This is a genomic window from Lutibacter oceani (genome assembly GCF_003384935.1).
Taxonomy (GTDB): Bacteria; Bacteroidota; Bacteroidia; order Flavobacteriales; family Flavobacteriaceae; genus Lutibacter; species Lutibacter oceani.
Map to the genome: position 1 here is coordinate 33,851 of NZ_QTTQ01000011.1, position 18,016 is coordinate 51,866.

Consider the following 18,016-nt stretch of genomic DNA (forward strand, 5'->3'; position numbering starts at 1 on the left):
AAAACTCATGATAATGGAACAAAAAAATATAGTTACCGTAAAAAATATGGTATGCGATCGTTGTATCAAAGTGATTAAAGATGAGTTGATTAAAAATAATATAATGTTTGAACTAATTGAATTAGGCAAAATTCATTTCGAAATTAACCTTTCAACAAATGAATTAAAAACGCTTAAGACAATTTTAGAGAAAGAAGGTTTTGAAATAGTTGAAGAATCAGATTTAAAAATAGTAAATCAAATTAAAACATTAATTATTGAGAATATCTTTCACAAAAGGCACAAATTGTTCAATGAAAATTATTCAACATTCCTATCTTCAAATTTAAAAATAGAATATGGTCAGTTAAGTAGGATATTTTCTGAATTAGAAAAACGAACAATTGAAAACTACATTATTCAACAGAAAATAGAAAGAGTGAAAGAATTAATTTTTTACAATGAGCTAACGATAAGTCAAATTTCATATGAATTAAATTATAGCAGTCCTCAACATCTATCTCGTCAATTTAAAAAAATTACAGGAATCACGCCTACACAGTATAAAAATATAGGATCTCGAGGGAAATTAGATACAATTTAAACATAATTATGCACAACTAAATTATGAAATCTATAGACCTTTATAGTATATAAATAAACAAAAAATAAACAAAAAATAAACAAAAAATAAACAAAAAATGAAAACAAAAATTTTAATAATGGTATTTGCAATTGGATTGTTTGGAATATCAACAATGAATGCTCAAATGGATCATTCTAAAATGAAAAAAGATTCAACAAAAATGAAAATGGATCATTCTAAAATGGATCATTCTAAAATGATGGTGAAAAATGTTTATACCTGTCCAATGCACGCAGATGTTAAAATGGAAAAACCAGGTGATTGCCCTAAATGCGGAATGAAACTTAAAAAAATGGAAATGAAAATGGATCATTCTAAAATGAAAACTTCTTATACTTGTTCAATGCATCCAGAAATAAATTCAGAAAAACCAGGAAAATGTCCTAAATGTAAAATGGATCTTATTGAGAAGAAAACAGAAATAAAGAAAACAGAAAAAGACCATAAAGAGCACAAACATTAGTAAAAGTCCTGACGCTAAGAAAAAGGAGTGTAAAAATATATTGATTTATTTGATTGATTTTTTCTTAAATATATAATTCCTTTTTCTTGCCCAGGCACAATTTAAATTCATAAAATTATGAAAACAAAAATATTAATTATAGGTTTATTTCTTATTGGCTTTATAATAAGTAGTTGCAATAATCAAACAAAACAAAAGGAAGTAACAAAAGGAGAAAATAAAATTGAGGTTTCTGAAGAAACACTTTCAAATGCTGCAGAGGTTGCTAAAATTGAGTCGAAAAAAGTATGTTATGTAAATAACAAATATATGGGGATAGATCAAATTCCAGTTGAATTTGAAAATAAGACCTATTATGGATGTTGCGAAGGATGTGTAGTGAAATTAAAAACAATGAGAGAAACTCGTTACGCTAAAGACCCTTTCACAGGAAATGAAGTTGATAAAGCAATGGCTTTTATTGTTTTGAGTCCTACTGGAAATAACGACGTTCTTTATTTTGAATCTCTACAAACCTATAAAGATTTTATAAAATCTTAAACCCTCTCATTGGTTTTTATTTAGTTCTGAACAAAAGAAAGGGGAATACTATTTTATCTTTTTAAAATTTGTTTCATAGCGGTATTCCTTTTTCTGTTCAGAAATTTTTATAGATTCTTTACCTCTTCAACTCAAGACATTTTTAACTACTACTATAAAATTATATAAAAATGAAGCACACATACCATATTTCCGGAATGACTTGCAGTGGTTGCAAAATCAATGTTGAAACAGTTTTGAATAATTTAAGGGAAATAACAAAAGTAACTGCTGATTTAAAAGAAGGTGAAGTTGTTATTGAAATGACATCACATATTTCATTGGAAAAATTACAAGAAACATTGTTAAAAGCAGGTTTACACTATACAATTTCAAATGTTGGAGATACCAATGCATCTCAGAAAAATCAGAAACCCAATCATCTCAATCAACCTAAAGAGGGTAATGGAATTTTTTATTGTCCAATGCAGTGTGAGGGTGACAAAACGTATGATAAACAAGGTAGCTGCCCTAAATGTGGAATGGACTTAGTTGAGCAACCAAAATTAATTCAAGCAACTAAATATACCTGTCCAATGCACCCTGAAGTAATTCAAGATTCACCAGGTTCCTGCCCTAAATGCGGAATGGATTTAGTTCCAATGGAACCGGATGAAAGTGAAGAATTAAAAACGTATAGATCCTTAGCTAAAAAGATGAAAATTTCAGCTTTTTTAGCAATTCCAGTACTTTTAATTTCAATGTTAGCACATTTACCTGAAAATCCATTGTTACAAATTACATCACAATATAACTGGGATTGGGTTCAATTTATATTAACAATCCCTATTGTATTTTATACCTGTTGGATGTTTTTTGTGCGTTGCTGGAAATCAATAATCACTTGGAATTTAAATATGTTTACTTTAGTTGGTATTGGAACGGGTGCTGCATTTCTGTTTAGTATAGTTGGTTTATTATTTCCTGAGGTTTTTCCAAACGAATTTAAAGGCTCATCGGGTGATGTAAGTATGTATTTTGAAGCTACAGCGGTTATTCTTTCTTTAGTTTTACTTGGACAATTGTTGGAGGCAAAGGCGCATAGCCAAACAAGTGGTGCCATTAAAGAACTACTGAAACTAGCACCTTCTGAGGCAACTTTAGTTGTTGATGGTGAAGATAAAGTTGTTGCTATTCACACAATTAGAAAAAACGATCTATTACGTGTGAAACCTGGGGAAAAAATACCCGTTGATGGTGTTATTTCAGAAGGAAATAGCAGTATAGATGAATCTATGATAACTGGTGAACCTATCCCAGTCGATAAAAAAGAAGGCGATACCGTAAGTTCAGGAACAATTAATGGTACTAAATCATTTGTAATGAAAGCTGTTAAAGTTGGCTCTGAAACGCTCTTAGCTCAAATAATACAAATGGTAAGTGATGCTAGTAGATCAAGAGCGCCAATTCAAAAATTAGCCGACACCATCTCAAAATACTTTGTGCCTGTTGTAGTCCTTATATCAATAATTACTTTTATTATTTGGGCTAATTTTGGACCAGATCCTGCATTGGTTTATGCTTTTGTAAATGCAGTAGCAGTGTTAATTATTGCGTGTCCTTGTGCCTTGGGTTTAGCAACACCAATGTCTGTTATGGTAGGAGTTGGTAAAGGTGCTCAAAATGGTATTTTAATTAAAAATGCTGAAGCTTTAGAATTAATGAATAAAGTAAATGTATTAATCACCGATAAAACAGGAACTTTAACTGAAGGAAAACCATCAGTTGAAAAAGTATTTGCTATTGAAGGTGAAGCAACTGATTTAGTATGTAAAATTGGCTCGTTAAATCAATATAGCGAACATCCTTTAGCAAAGGCTATAGTTGAATATACCAAAAAAAATGAACTCAAATTTTCAAAAGTTTCAAATTTTGAAGCAATAACAGGAATGGGAATTATAGGTACTGTTAACGAAGCTAAAGTTGCTGTAGGTAATGAAAAGTTAATGATAAAACTAAATACAACAGTACCATCAACTTTAAAAAAGGAAATATTAGTTGAACAAAAATTAGGTAAAACGGTCTCATACATTGCTGTTAATAATATTGCATTGGGTTATGTAAGTATTTCTGATGCTATAAAAACAACCAGCAAAGAAGCAGTAAATGAACTAATGAAGAAAGGTGTTGATGTTATTATGCTAACTGGGGATAATGCAAATACAGCAAAAGCAGTGGCAGATGAATTACACCTAAGTAATTTCAAAGCAAGCTGTTTACCCGAAGATAAATTAGAGTTTATTAAAAAATTACAAGCAGAAGGAAAAATTGTAGCAATGGCAGGTGACGGAATTAACGACGCTCCTGCGCTAGCTCAAGCCAATGTTGGTATTGCTATGGGAACAGGTACCGATGTTGCTATTGAAAGTTCTGAAATTACTTTAATCAAAGGCGACTTAAAAGGAATTGTGAAAGCTAAAAATTTGAGTCAAGAAGTAATGAAAAACATTAAACAAAACTTGTTCTTTTCTTTTGCGTACAATGTGCTTGGTGTACCTGTAGCTGCTGGATTATTATTCCCAGTATTTGGTATTTTACTTTCGCCAATTATTGCAGCATTGGCAATGAGTTTTAGCTCTGTTTCAGTAATAGTTAATTCACTAAGGTTAAGAACCGCAAAACTCTAAACAATTTTAAGTTTACCGAAATAAGTTTTGATAGCAGTTAGTGCAAATAGAAATAAAGTAGCTAAAAACAAAACCATCCTAATTCATATCATTTTAGGTGTAGTTGTTTTTTATTTCATTTTTCACCCTATAACTATGGTTTTATATTGGTACGAATTTAACAAGGAACCTATTACAACAAAATCATTTTTTGAAGTTTTAAGTCATAGAACACTCCACTCTTTTTCATATAAAATGTTAAATATGTCACTGGCATTCATAATAATGGGAGGTGCTATTGGAGCTGTATTTGGAATGTATCGTATTAAAACTAAAAAACTAAACAAACATTTAAGTCTACTAAAAAAAGATTTAATTAATTTAATAAATCAAGGAGAAAACCAATTTCTAGAGTTTAAATCATCTATTCGTTTTGATTATCAGCTAAAAAAAGTGAATGTTGATCTTGAAACGGTAATTGCAAAAACCATTGTTGGTTTTATGAATGCAAAAGGTGGTAAATTAATTATTGGTATTAATGACAAAGGTCAAGTATTAGGTTTAGAAAATGATTATAATACACTAAAATTAAAAAATATAGATGGTTTTGAGCAAAAAATATATCAAATCATTTCAAAATTTATAGGGAAAGAATACTGTGCTTATATAACTGTGTTTTTTCAGGAAATTGAAAAAAATTCTATTTGTATTGTCGATGTCGAAAAAACTAAAGAACCTGCCTATGTTATAACAGGTTCAAATACTACTTTTTATTTAAGAACAGGTAATTCAACAAGACCACTTAGTATAAAAGAAGCCATCCATTTTATAAATATGGAGAGAGAAATTTAAAAGAAAAATAATTTAAATACTAATTTTAAAATCAAAACAAATGAAAAAAACAATCTACGTAATAGCATTTTCAATATTATTTTTAAGTGCTTGTAAAAACGACAAAAAACAAACCGAATCACATGATGCCTCAATGGAAGAAACTAACATGCATCAGCAAGACGAGCATAGTTCAATGGATAACTCGTCAATGCAAGGAGATCTAAAAAGTACAACCGAAAAAAATAGCAGTAGTTCTGAAATAATAGATGCGTATTTACAGTTAAAAAATGCATTAACCGAAGATAGCAAAGACAAAGCTGCTGAAGCAGGAAATAAAATACTTACTGCTTTTTCAAATTTTGATATGACCAAATTGTCTGATGAACAACACATGACCTATATGGAAATTATGGAAAACTCGAAAGAACATGCGGAACATATTATTAAAAGTCCAATTGATCACCAACGGGAACATTTTGAAGAATTAAGTAAAGATGTTAACGACCTAATAGAATTAATTGGCACAGATAAAACATTATATGTAGATTTTTGTCCTATGTACAATAACAATAAAGGAGCAATGTGGTTAAGTGAAACTGAAACAATTAAAAATCCATATTTGGGGACTAAAATGCCAACCTGTGGAAAAATGCAAAAGAAAATTAATTAGTGAAGACTATTAAAAAAATAATGTTTGTTGGATTGATTGTTTTTGTGGGTATCCAATTGGTGCCCACAAAACGCAATCAGAGCTCTGATGTTTTAGAAACTGATTTCAATGAGGTTTTTAAGGTATCTAATAATCTACAGTCAATTATAAAAAACTCCTGTTACGACTGTCATAGCAACAATACCAATTATCCTTGGTACAATAAAATACAACCTGTTAGTTGGTTTTTAGAAAAACACATAAACGAAGGTAAGAAAGAACTCAACTTTAGCACTTTTGGTGACTATTCGAAACGTAAACAAAAAAGTAAATTAAAATCAATAATCAATCAAATTAGAGATGATAAAATGCCTTTAAAATCCTATACCTTAATACATCGTAATACTAAATTAAATGAGTTACAAAAAAAGGAAGTTATTGAATGGTTCACAAAATTAAAAGATAGTGTATAAATGAAAAAAAAGATTAGAAAAATTCACAGATATTTAGGGATATTTATAGGGTTACAATTTATAATGTGGACAGTAAGTGGTTTGTATTTTAGTTGGACCGATATTGACCAAATACACGGCGATAATTTTAGAAATCTTAACTACAAACCAAAGTCATTTAACAAGTTAATCAGCCCTTCAAAATTAAATATAGTATCAGGTGTAAATTCAATTGAATTAAAAGAAATTGATAACCAACCGTTTTATTGGATAAATAAAAATAGCTTATATAATGCTACAACAGGTCATCTTAAAAATGGTATTACTGTGAATGAGGCATTATCCATTGCAAAAAAGCATATGTTAAAAAAGCTAATTGTTAAAGATATAAAGTTAATAACACAAACTGATAAACACCACGAATATAGAGAAAAACTATTACCTGCTTATGTAATTTCATACAACCACAAAGAAAACATAAAAGCGTATGTTTCGATTAGTGATGGAAGTTTTCAAACAGTTCGTCATAGAAATTGGAGATGGTTTGATTTTTTGTGGATGACACATACTATGGATTATCAAGGAAGAGATAATTTTAATACCATTGTTTTAAGAGTGTTTTCTTTATTAGGACTTTTAACCGTTTTAAGTGGTTTCGTTTTATGGTTTACATCTTCTAAAACTATTAGAAAATTAATAAAAAACAAAAAATGAATAAATTAAATATAATCTTATTTCTGTTACTTTTTACGGTGATAAAAAGTAGTGGGCAAAATATAATTAACACCAATGTTGTTGTCTTAAAAGACTTTAAAATAACAATGGTTCTGGAATCGTATTCTTGTGATATACATCCCAACAAATTAGCATATGAAAATGGTAATTGTATTGTATGTGGTAAAGAATTAATTAGAAATAAAAAAATCAAATTCAATCTAATTGATAATACCTTGGACTTATCTCAGCTAACAGGTAGAATAATTGTAATTTTTAAAGACGGAACACAAAAGGTTAGTAAATTAAATATTGAAGATGATTTTTTATGGGTAAAATTAGGAATCAATAGCCTTAATAATTTTCAACAAGCAGTGTTGAAACTTAAAAACAATAATAAAAAATATAAAGTCATTTTTGGAAATCAAATAGTGCATCAAGGTCATCATCATTAAAAATAATTTAAACTTATAATAATTACAAAAGGTAATTCATATAAAATATAAAATATGCTAAAGTTGTTTAAAACTTTAAAAATTAATTTAACAATATTCCAAAAATTATTGATTGGAATAATAGCATTACTTATTCTTAATATTATAGTTGCTTATGTTGGAATTATAAGTGCAAATAAACTTGAAAAAACATCTAATATTTTATTAAAGGAATCTAATAAAAATAGCAATCTTCAAAACTTAAAATTAAATTTTAATGAACTCTTAATGCCGGCAAATGATTATCTTATTCACGGTAATAAAGTTGAAATTTTAAACTTCAAAAAGCTAGATGATATTGTAAAAATTCAACTTAAAAAATCAATAAGTTTTGAAGACAATCATTTTAATGAACATTTTTTAGAAGAAATTGAAGACATTTTGTTTGAGGTTGAAAAGTTAAGTAATTCCATATTTGAACTGGAAGAGCCTATTGGTAACAATGAAGGAGCTATTATGATGGAAGTTATGGATGGAATTGTTTTAGATGCACAAAAAAAGATTGATGTTTTAATAGCCTCATCATCTTCATTAGTTAGTACTTACACATCCAATAACCAAATTACAAATACTACTGCAACTAGAATAATTATTAGTGTATTATGTATAATAATTATTTTTTTATTAGTTGGTGGCTACTATTATGTGAAAGAAATTACAAGACCAATAAAAAATTTAACATCAATTGCTCAAAAAGTAACTTCAGTAAATTCAAAATCAGAATTTAAAAAAATACCAACTCAAAATGATGAAATTGATAACTTTTCAAATTTATTTAACAATATGATTCGTGTTTTATCTGATAATACAGTTTCTAAAGACTATATGAATAGTGTTCTTAATAAAATAAAAGAATCATTGATAATTACTAATCTTGAGGAAAAATTATCATTGTCAATAAATCTACATTAGAACTGCTAAAATATGCTGAAAACGAACTTATTGGAAAATCAATTAATAAGGTTCTTTTAGGTGAAAAAAAAATTGAACCTATAACAACAGAAAATGAAGCTGTTCAAAATATTTTTAATACATATTTTTCAAAATCAAATGAAGCCATTCCAGTTGCCTTTTCTAAATCATTTATTTTAGATACTAATAATCAGAAAACAGGAATTTTATATTTAGCCTATAATCAATCAGAAAGAATTGATAAAAAGACTGATCTAAAAAACAAAACTTTATTCGGCTACGGTAAAATAAAAATTAATGAAAAAACCCCTTTAACCAATCGAGAAATAGAAATAATAAAGCTTATAGTTAAAGATTACAGTAGCCAAGAAATAGCAGATAAACTTTTTATAAGTATAAGAACAGTTGAAACACATAGAAAAAACATTATGGTAAAATTACATGCAAAAAGCACCATTGGTTTAGTTCACTATGCGATTCAAAACAATCTAACATAACCCTCCTTTTCCTTTTTTACACCCAAACTTCTATCGCTTTCTAAAATTGACTTATTACTTCATTTTGAAGTCAATTCAAAAGTAGGGGTTATTTGGTATTTTTTATATACATCAATTTATGGGGGTAAATGGGTATAATATTAGTCTATGCAAAATATAACTTTAACAATAATAATAATAACCATATCAAAATATGAAAACAAAAAAAAAAATAATAGTTGTATTGGTTCTGTTTGTTGGATTTGTAAACGCAAAAGCTCAATCTACTTGGGTAGCACCAAAAAATGCTGATGTAATTTCAAATCCTTTAAAAAACGATCAAACAGCAATTAAAAAAGGAAAAACACTTTATATGCAATTGTGTGCTGTATGTCATGGTGATAAAGGTAAAGGAGATGGAGTAGCAAGTGTAGCCTTAAACCCAAAACCTGCAAATTTTATGATAGATAAATTTCACAAACAAACTGATGGGGCTGTTTTTTGGAAACTTACGGAAGGTAAACCTCCAATGGCTTCTTATAAAGAATCTCTAACGGAAACTCAACGTTGGCAATTAGTAATTTATTTAAAATCACTTAAAAAATAAAAATATGAAACGAATTATTTTACCATTAATAGCGATGTTTTTTGTAAGCAATTTAGTTGCTCAACAAGATTCAAAACCTAGTAAAACTCAATTTATGATAAGAGGTTATGGGAGTGCTGGATTTCAAGCGCTTAATGATGAGGGAGAAAAAGAATCATCATTCAACAATGGTACTTTTGCGCCAATTATCTTATTCAAGTTTTCAGACAAATTTATGTTTGAAACTGAAATGGAATTTGCCTATGAAAATGGGGAGCTTGAAACAGCATTAGAATATGCAAACGCAATGTATACTGTAAATAAATATATAACTATTAGAGCTGGTAAGTTTCTATTACCATATGGTACATTTATGGAACGTCTTCATCCATCTTGGATTAATAAACTGTCTTCTGTTCCTTTAGGTTTTGGTCACGATGGTATAGCGCCTTCTTCAGGAGTAGGTGTGGAATTAAGAGGGGCATTTATATTAAATGGTTCCAGATTTAATTATGCATTATATTCAACCAATGGTCCAACTCTTAATGATGGTAATGATGAGCCAGAAGAAGCAGGAATTTTACATTTTGATAATTATGAAGATAATAATAAAAATAAATCAGTCGGTGGAAGAATTGGATTTTTACCTTTCACTGACTCTTCAACAGAAGTTGGATTTTCATTTTTAAATGCAAAAGTCGGAGATAAAGACTCCAATTATAAAGATGTTTCATCTAATTTAATTGCATATGATTTTTCATTTGTAAAAAAAGTAAATTCTCTTGGAGGAATTATAGATATTAAAGCACAATACAATACATCTGTTACAGATGATGCTATTTATATTGAGGTGCACGAAGATGGAGATGAAGAAGAGTATACTTTTGAAAATTCTAGCGATTCATTTTATGCTCAATTAAGTTACAAGCCTACAATGTCGGCAAGTAATTTCTTAAAAAATATTGAATTAGTTGGGCGTTATTCTGAATTAAATACACCTGAAGGTGCAGAATGGGAATCTAATGTAAACCAAACTGCTTTTGGTGTAAATTATTGGCTGAGTTGGAGATCAGCAATAAAAGTAAATTATCAAATTGCAGATGGCACAGGTGGTCACGGTGGTGGAAGAATAGATAACAAAATATTTACAATACAGTGGGCATTTGGCATATAATTAATATAAAACTGAAAATTATGAAAACATTTAAAATAGTATCGATTATAGGATTTATTGGTTTTGCAACTATCTCTTGCTCGCCTGAAAGAGCTACCATAGTTCAAGGTAAATCTGGTGTTCAATTATGGAGTGAAACTTGTATGAGGTGCCATAATACACCATCTCCAGCAGATTTTAATGATGCGGATTGGTCAACAATTGAAATGCATATGAGAGTGAGAGCAAATTTAACAGCTGATGAATCAAAAAAAATATTTGATTTTTTAAGATCAGCTAATTAATAACCTCCTAATACAAGAATAGAAGTGAACTTAAAAATGTTCTTTAACACTCTTTTTAAAAAAGTTAGTTAATTATTAATAAAAAAAATCATGAAAAAAAATAATTTAGTAAGATACCTAATGATACTTTCATTTGGTATAATTTTAGTTGCTTGCTCTAAGAATGATGAAATACCAAATACCCATATCATAGGTGCATATACTGGAACCTTAACAACAAATCTGGAAAATTTACAAGGCTCTCAAATTAACTCAAAATCGGCTACTGCAATAGTTACTTCTGTTGGAAAACAAATTGAAGTTTATTGTTATAATGATGATTTTAATATAACAGTTTTAGTAAATATTTATGAGAATGGTGATTATATGATGACTTGCTTGTCTGGTCAAGAATTTGAAAATATGTATGGACATAGTTTAAGTCAGGAGAATATGGTTGGCTATATGCAAAATAACAACTTGCAATGGATGCAACATCTAGATTTAGAGCATATTGAAAGTGACATACATAATGGCTTTTTTAATATGTTGGACAATAGTTTTAAATACACATTTTTAATTGATGATATGGAATATCATTTTGAAGGTGTAAGAGAATTTATAACTGAAGAAGTTGGTTTCTAATAATTTTTAAAACCTTCAGATGTAGTATAAAAACTCTGAAGGCATTTATGTTTATATAAAAAAGTTGCAAACATCTAAATACTAGAACTTTAATAAGTATATTTTTTTATTTTAATACAAAATAACTTCGTGAAAAAATTGAAAAAAATAACTAGTTATGTAACTTAAGTAACATATAGGGTTGCCACATTCGCGTATTTTTGATAGTATAAATTAGTACATAAAATTGAAAAAAATACCACTCAAAATATCGGCAATTTTAATGACAACCTTAGTGTTGTTTTCTTCTTCTTTTGTATTAATTGATCAACATTATTGTCAGGGTAAACTTAAGAGTTTTTCAGTTTTCGGTAATGCAAAAGAATGTGAGATGGATATGTCAATTTGTAAATTGGAAAACCATAATACATCCTTTTCTAAATCGAGTTGTTGTGCAAACGTTCTGGAATTAAAGCAAGGTTCAATATTTGAAAAAAATCTTGATTCAAATTTTAGCATTCAAACTTCCTTTTTCAATTCAAATAATTATTTTAATTTATTCGAAAAATTAGTAGGTCATACAAATAAAAGAAGTAAATATCATAACTACTCCCCTCCTTTAATTTTTAAAGATGTATTAATTTTTATACAATGCTTTAGAATTTGATTTAAAGTAGTAGTGTTGAGACGCAACACTAATATATAATTCAAACCATTTTAAGTAACTCAAAGTAAGCGTTTTTATAAATGCTATAGTTACTTTTAAATAAGCAATAAATATAGTATAAATAATTAAAAAATAATAAAATGAAAATAAATAAAAATATAGGAATAGCAAGTATTTTAGTAATAGCAATAGGATTGTTGTTTACAGCTTGTGATAAAAATGATGATGTAGCTTATAATGATGTTGTAGGCGTTTATAAAGGTACATTAACTACCAATATAGCTGGTAAATCAAGTAGTTCAAAAGTAAATAATATTGCAACAGCTGAAGTAACTATGGTAGGTGATCAAATTGAAGTTCATTGTTTTAACGATGATTTTGATACCACAATTATGTTAAATCTTTTTGAAGATGGCAACATGATGAACACATGTTTAACTGGTTCCGATTTTGAAAACATGTATGGTCATATGATGGGGCAAGGGAATATGAATGGAAATATGTCAAATATGGGTTCACAATGGATGCAACATTTAAACAATGAACATCAAGATGGTGATGAACATTTTGGAGGTTTTAATATGCAAAACCACTCTTTTGAATATACGTTCAAAATGGAAAATGGAGAATTTCATTTTCAGGGACAAAAAAAATAAATTGATCATTATAACAACATAAAAATATTTTAAAGCCTTCATTTAATATTTCTGAAGGCTTTCTTATTTTATAATAATTAATAAGGAGTTGTTTTTTTGCACTACCATTGCATCAATTTATTTGTATATTTAAAAAGCAATAAATTAAGTAGGTCAAAAAACAAAATTTATGAAAATCATATTAAAATCAGAAATCACTTGTCCAAACTGTGGACATAAAAAAGAGGAAACAATGCCAACAGATGCTTGTCAATTCTTTTACGAATGTGAAAATTGTAAAAGCGTTCTAAAACCAAATGAAGGAGATTGCTGTATATATTGTACTTATGGAACAGTCGCTTGCCCATCTATTCAAGAAAAAAAAGGTTGCTGTTAACCTTTTTTAAATAAAATTAAAACGCTGCTAAAAAAACTTTGCAACCCTATTGCATTTATTAAATTGTTATATTTGCTTCCTTAATGAAAGTATTAGTAATCATATTATCTATTTATTCTATAGCCTTAACAGCAATACATTGTGATGATGAAGCTGTTTTTGGGTCTGAGCAATTAGCTTCAATTACTCAAAATAATGATGATAACGGTGATAATACGATGGATTTATGCTCTCCTTTTTGTATTTGCGCATGTTGTTCTATTAGTATCACAAAACCAACGCCACCTGTTGAGAAAGAGCTTTATATTACAATAGCTTCAAAAGCAGTTATTGGCATACAAGAAACATTCTTCTTAAATAATTTTTCTAACAAAATAGATCAGCCCCCTCAAGTTTAGTTTATAAATACGTTTTTAAGCACCTGCATTTTTGTTGGTGATTACACATTTTTATAACTTAAACATATCATAAAATGATCGATAAAATCATTCGCTTTTCTATTAACAATAAATTCATTGTTGGCTTATTTATTTTGGTACTTATTGGTGCTGGAATACATTCAATGATGACCATAAAATTGGGTTCTGTACCCGATATTACCAACAATCAAGTACAAGTAATTACTGTTGCTCCCAATTTGGGAACAGAAGATATTGAACAATTTGTTACCTATCCTATTGAGTTGGCTGTTGCTAATTTACCAAGTGTTACAGAGTTGCGTTCTGTATCTCGTTTTGGCCTTTCAGTAGTAACCATTGTATTTAAAGATGAAATGGGAACTTATTTACCCCGCCAATTGGTTCAAGAAAAATTAGCTGAAATACAAGAAGATATACCGGCAGGTTTTGGAAAGCCATTTATGGCGCCAATCGCTACTGGTTTGGGAGAAATTTACCAATACTCATTGGTGCCAAAGGAGGGATTTGAACATAAATATTCGCCTTCAGATTTACGAACTATTCAAGATTGGATTGTTAAGCGGCAAATGGCATTAGTACCAGGAGTAGTTGAAATCAATTCTTTTGGAGGTAATGTTAAACAATACGAAATAGCATTAAATCCCAATCGACTGAACAGTATGGGAATTAGTATTAGTGAGGTTTTTGAAGCTCTTGAGGCTAACAACTCCAATACAGGTGGTGCTTACATCGAAAAAAATCATCAGGCCAACTTTATTCGTGGAGAAGGCTTAGCAAGAACTTTAGAAGACATTGAAAATATTGTTATAGAAAACAATGAAAACACACCCATTTTAATAAAAGATGTGGCTGATGCCGTTCGTTTTGGGTCTGCAGTTCGTTATGGCGCTTTCACTGAAGACGGCCAGGAAGCTGTTGGTGGTCAAGTACTAATGCTAAAAGGAGAGAATCCGAATGAAGTGATTAAAAATGTTCAAAAACGTATTGAAAATATTCAAAAATCACTACCAGAAGGTCTTGAAATAAAACCCTTTTTAGATAGAAGTGATTTAATTGCACGTACTACAAGCACCGTTTCAAAAAACTTAATTGAAGGGGCATTGATTGTTGTATTTGTATTGGTTTTATTGTTGGGAAGTTTACGAGGAGGTTTACTAACGGCATCTATTATTCCTTTATCCTTATTGTTCGCTTTTATTTTGATGAAAGCAACAGGGGTTTGGGCAAATTTAATGTCTTTAGGTGCTATTGATTTTGGAATTATAGTGGATGGGGCTGTTATTATAGTTGAAGGAACTGTGCATCATATAGAGCAACGAATCAAAAAGAATAAAGCCGATTTTACGTCTCAAGAAATGGACGAACTTACTTATAAATCGAGTAGTATGATGATGAACTCGGCTTTTTTTGGCCAACTAATTATCCTTATCGTTTTTACACCTATTTTATTCTTAACTGGTGTAGAGGGTAAAATGTTTACCCCTATGGCATACACCTTTGGATTTGCTGTTTTAGGCGCTTTATTATTATGCTTAACCTATGTACCTGTAATGGCGTCATTATTTTTAAAGCCAACCTCACAGAAAAAACGAAATTGGTTCTCCAAACTTGAAGATTGGTTAACCAAAATTAGTGGTAAAATGATGACAGGCATTTTTAAAGTATATAAACCTTTAATTCAAGGTGCTTTAAAGTTCAGAAAAATGGTACTTGCTATGGCTGTGTTTTTATTTGTAATTGCGGCTTTTGTGTTTGCAAGAATGGGAGGAGAATTTATTCCAAAATTAGATGAAGGGGATATTGCAATGCAAATTTTCATGAAACCCGGTAGTTCGCTGTCAGAATCCATAAAAGTGTCAGAAGAAGCGGAAAATATCATCAATGCTAATTTCCCTGATGAAGTTAAAACAATGGTTGGCAGAATCGGAGTATCAGAAATACCAACAGACCCAATGCCTATGGATATTGTGGATACGTTTATCATTCTTGAAAAAGATAAGAGTAAATGGAACTCAGCAGCAACCAAAGAAGAATTAATTGAAAAAATGGAAGTTAAGTTGAAAGCTATTGTAGGTGCCAATTTTCTGTTTACACAACCAGTTGAATTACGATTTAATGAATTGCTTACAGGTGTTCGTGAAGATGTTGCTATTAAATTATATGGTAACGATTTGGATGTACTTGCAATTAAAGCGGAAGAAATGGCTAAAATTATCCAAACGGTTGATGGTGCAGAAGGTGTACGTGCAGAAGCTACTCAAGGTTTGCCACAAATTACAGTGAATTATCAAAGAGCAAAATTGGCTAAATATGGTTTGTCCATTGATAAATTAAACCAATATGTGAGCACTGCATTTGCAGGCGCAGATGCAGGAATCATTTTTGAAGGTGAAAAACGCTTCGATTTGGTAGTTCGTTTTTCAGATAATTATAGACAAAGCATTGATGATTTAAAAAACCTATTTGTGGATTTGCCAAATGGTGGTTCACAAATTCCTTTAAATGAATTAGCTGACATTAGTTACAAACCTGGTCCTATGCAAATTTCTCGTGATAATACCTATCGAAGAGTTTCTGTGGGTGTTAATGTAAAAGGTCGAGATGTGGAATCTATGGTAGAGGAAGTACAGAAAAGATTAGATGCTGAATTAGATCTGCCTGATGGCTATTTTATTGAATATGGCGGCTCTTTTGAAAATTTGAAGCGCGCTAAAGAACGCTTAACCATTGTAGTGCCTATTGCCCTATTTCTGATATTCATATTGCTTTATTTCGCCTTAAACTCTGTAAAACAAGCAACAATGATTTATATGGCGGTGCCATTGGCGGCTATTGGCGGAATTTTTAGCCTGTTTTTACGTGGTATGCCATTTAGCATCTCGGCAGGTGTTGGTTTTGTGGTGTTGTTTGGTGTAGCTGTATTAAATGGTTTAGTGCTGGTAAGTAGGTTTAACAGCTTAAAATTAGAAGGAATGACAAATTTAAAAGATCGTATTTTATTGGGAACCGAAGAACGTTTGCGCCCCATATTATTAACGGCTTTTGCAGCAATTATGGGCTTTATGCCAATGGCAATATCTGCATCTGCAGGTGCTGAAGTGCAAAGACCTTTAGCCACCGTTGTTATTGGCGGTTTAATTTCATCAACCCTATTAACACTATTGGTGGTTCCCGTGTTATATTATTTTGTTGAAAAGCGTTCACAAAAAAGAATAGATAAAAAAACAAGTACAATGAATACCTCAATTTTATCGATAATACTACTGGTTTTCTTTTCTTTCATAGGAATAAATTCAGCAATTGCCCAAGAACAGCCTCAACATTTAACAATAGAGGAAGCTGTTGCCATTGCGTTTGAAAATAATCCAACCATAAAAGCGGCCAATCTGGAAATTGAAAAGCAAGAAAGTTTAAAAAAATCGGCTTTCGATTTAGATAAAACAGCAATTTCATATACAAAAGGGCAACTAAATGGGTTGCAAACCGATTATGAAATCAGCGTGAATCAAGATTTTAAATTTCCAACTGTTTATGGCACACAATCAAAATTACAGAAAGAACGGATTGCATTAAGCGAAGTTTCTTTGGCTCTCGAAAAAAATAGGTTGGAACGGAATGTGAGAGCGGCTTATATGGAGTTGTGGTTTGCTAAAAGTAAATTTATTTTAATTTCAAATTTAGAAAAAGAGTTTCAAAGTTTTGCCATTATTGCCGAAAAAAGATTTGAATCTGGTGAAACAAATTTAATAGAGAAAATGTCTGCTGAAGGGAAACGGGAAGAAATAAACCTCTTAAAATCTGAAGCAAGTTTAGATGTAGATAATTTAAGAAGGCAATTGCAATTAATCCTTAATATAACAGATACTTTAACAATTTCAGATAGTACCTTGCAAAAAACCTCTTTTATTTCGGAAGAATCAGGTGACAATAGTCCAATTTTAAAAGTTCAGGAACAATTTGTTGCTGTTTCAGAAAGAGAATATAAATTAGAAAAGGCACAGTTTTTACCCGATTTATCTGCCGGTTATTTCAATCAGCAAATAGAAGGTGTAGAAAACTTTACCGGGTTTCAGGTAGGTGTAAAAGTCCCTTTGTTCTTTTGGTCTCAAAAAGGAAAAACACAAGCCGCCAAGAAAAATACTGAAATAGCCCAAATGAATTTTGAACAAACTAAATTAGATATTAACTCGGTATTACAGGCTAATATCCAAGAATATGAAAAACATAAGGCATCATTATTATATTATGAAACCAAAGGCTTGCAATTGGCCGATAAACTTTTTTCTTCAGCCAATACAGCCTATAAAGAAGGCGAAGTTGGTTATGTAGAATATATCACAACTTTAGAGCAAGCAGTACAAATTAAAAGGGATTATTTGGATAGGCTAAATCTGTACAATCAAACCGTGAATGAAATCAATTATCTAACAGGAAAATATAATTAACA

20 protein-coding genes are annotated in these 18,016 nt (G+C 30.0%); all 20 read left to right on the plus strand.

The genetic code is table 11. The annotated features are described in order from the left end of the window. The first annotated feature begins 13 nt into the window (after positions 1-13). The 20 genes from BX611_RS09455 (at position 14) to BX611_RS09550 (ending at position 18,014) form a co-directional block, all read left to right on the plus strand. Positions 14-583, plus strand: a complete 570-nt coding sequence (locus BX611_RS09455) for a helix-turn-helix domain-containing protein (RefSeq protein WP_162880010.1) — start codon at positions 14-16, stop codon at positions 581-583. A gap of 97 nt (positions 584-680) precedes the next feature. Beyond that, positions 681-1,088, plus strand: a complete 408-nt coding sequence (locus BX611_RS15195; RefSeq protein WP_147296410.1) for a heavy metal-binding domain-containing protein — start codon at positions 681-683, stop codon at positions 1,086-1,088. Between the two features lie 117 nt (positions 1,089-1,205). Continuing rightward, a complete protein-coding gene (locus tag BX611_RS09465) occupies positions 1,206-1,628 on the plus strand; it encodes a hypothetical protein (RefSeq protein WP_115880598.1) in 423 nt (140 codons plus the stop codon). 170 nt (positions 1,629-1,798) lie between these two features. After that, on the plus strand, positions 1,799-4,294 hold the full coding sequence (locus BX611_RS09470; RefSeq protein ID WP_115880600.1) for a heavy metal translocating P-type ATPase: 2,496 nt from the start codon (positions 1,799-1,801) through the stop codon (positions 4,292-4,294). 27 nt (positions 4,295-4,321) lie between these two features. After that, positions 4,322-5,125: an AlbA family DNA-binding domain-containing protein gene (locus tag BX611_RS09475; protein WP_089378767.1), complete on the plus strand. Its 804-nt coding sequence runs from the start codon at positions 4,322-4,324 to the stop codon at positions 5,123-5,125. 40 nt (positions 5,126-5,165) lie between these two features. Beyond that, the gene (locus BX611_RS09480) at positions 5,166-5,777 is read left to right on the plus strand and encodes a DUF3347 domain-containing protein (protein WP_115880602.1); all 612 of its coding nucleotides are present in this window, start codon (positions 5,166-5,168) and stop codon (positions 5,775-5,777) included. Beyond that, a complete protein-coding gene (locus BX611_RS09485; RefSeq protein ID WP_115880604.1) occupies positions 5,777-6,229 on the plus strand; it encodes a heme-binding domain-containing protein in 453 nt (150 codons plus the stop codon). The genes BX611_RS09480 and BX611_RS09485 overlap by 1 nt, the downstream gene beginning before the upstream one ends. Next, entirely contained in the window at positions 6,230-6,922 is a 693-nt protein-coding gene (locus tag BX611_RS09490; protein ID WP_115880606.1) for a PepSY domain-containing protein, read from the plus strand. It begins immediately after the preceding gene. Then, positions 6,919-7,377: a hypothetical protein gene (locus BX611_RS09495; RefSeq protein ID WP_115880608.1), complete on the plus strand. Its 459-nt coding sequence runs from the start codon at positions 6,919-6,921 to the stop codon at positions 7,375-7,377. Before BX611_RS09490 ends, BX611_RS09495 begins: the two co-directional genes overlap by 4 nt. A gap of 108 nt (positions 7,378-7,485) precedes the next feature. Continuing rightward, a complete protein-coding gene (locus BX611_RS09500; RefSeq protein ID WP_162880011.1) occupies positions 7,486-8,328 on the plus strand; it encodes a hypothetical protein in 843 nt (280 codons plus the stop codon). Positions 8,329-8,621: 293 nt separating this feature from the next. Next, positions 8,622-8,825, plus strand: coding sequence for a response regulator transcription factor (locus BX611_RS15200; RefSeq protein WP_262510562.1), 204 nt, complete (start codon positions 8,622-8,624; stop codon positions 8,823-8,825). A 193-nt stretch (positions 8,826-9,018) separates the two neighbouring features. Continuing rightward, the gene (locus BX611_RS09510) at positions 9,019-9,411 is read left to right on the plus strand and encodes a c-type cytochrome (RefSeq protein WP_115880612.1); all 393 of its coding nucleotides are present in this window, start codon (positions 9,019-9,021) and stop codon (positions 9,409-9,411) included. 4 nt (positions 9,412-9,415) lie between these two features. Further along, the gene (locus tag BX611_RS09515; RefSeq protein WP_115880614.1) at positions 9,416-10,564 is read left to right on the plus strand and encodes a hypothetical protein; all 1,149 of its coding nucleotides are present in this window, start codon (positions 9,416-9,418) and stop codon (positions 10,562-10,564) included. Between the two features lie 20 nt (positions 10,565-10,584). Then, positions 10,585-10,848: a cytochrome c gene (locus BX611_RS09520; protein ID WP_115880616.1), complete on the plus strand. Its 264-nt coding sequence runs from the start codon at positions 10,585-10,587 to the stop codon at positions 10,846-10,848. A gap of 90 nt (positions 10,849-10,938) precedes the next feature. After that, positions 10,939-11,472 carry a hypothetical protein gene (locus BX611_RS09525; protein ID WP_115880618.1) on the plus strand — a complete coding sequence of 178 codons (534 nt, stop codon included), beginning with the start codon at positions 10,939-10,941 and terminating at the stop codon, positions 11,470-11,472. Between the two features lie 226 nt (positions 11,473-11,698). Beyond that, the gene (locus tag BX611_RS09530; RefSeq protein ID WP_147296411.1) at positions 11,699-12,118 is read left to right on the plus strand and encodes an HYC_CC_PP family protein; all 420 of its coding nucleotides are present in this window, start codon (positions 11,699-11,701) and stop codon (positions 12,116-12,118) included. A 140-nt stretch (positions 12,119-12,258) separates the two neighbouring features. Further along, positions 12,259-12,774, plus strand: a complete 516-nt coding sequence (locus tag BX611_RS09535; RefSeq protein ID WP_115880622.1) for a hypothetical protein — start codon at positions 12,259-12,261, stop codon at positions 12,772-12,774. A gap of 169 nt (positions 12,775-12,943) precedes the next feature. Next, on the plus strand, positions 12,944-13,150 hold the full coding sequence (locus BX611_RS09540; RefSeq protein ID WP_115880624.1) for a GDCCVxC domain-containing (seleno)protein: 207 nt from the start codon (positions 12,944-12,946) through the stop codon (positions 13,148-13,150). An 83-nt stretch (positions 13,151-13,233) separates the two neighbouring features. Next, on the plus strand, positions 13,234-13,548 hold the full coding sequence (locus BX611_RS09545; protein ID WP_115880626.1) for a DUF6660 family protein: 315 nt from the start codon (positions 13,234-13,236) through the stop codon (positions 13,546-13,548). A gap of 74 nt (positions 13,549-13,622) precedes the next feature. Beyond that, a complete protein-coding gene (locus BX611_RS09550) occupies positions 13,623-18,014 on the plus strand; it encodes a CusA/CzcA family heavy metal efflux RND transporter (RefSeq protein WP_115880628.1) in 4,392 nt (1,463 codons plus the stop codon). Positions 18,015-18,016: the final 2 nt, after the last annotated feature.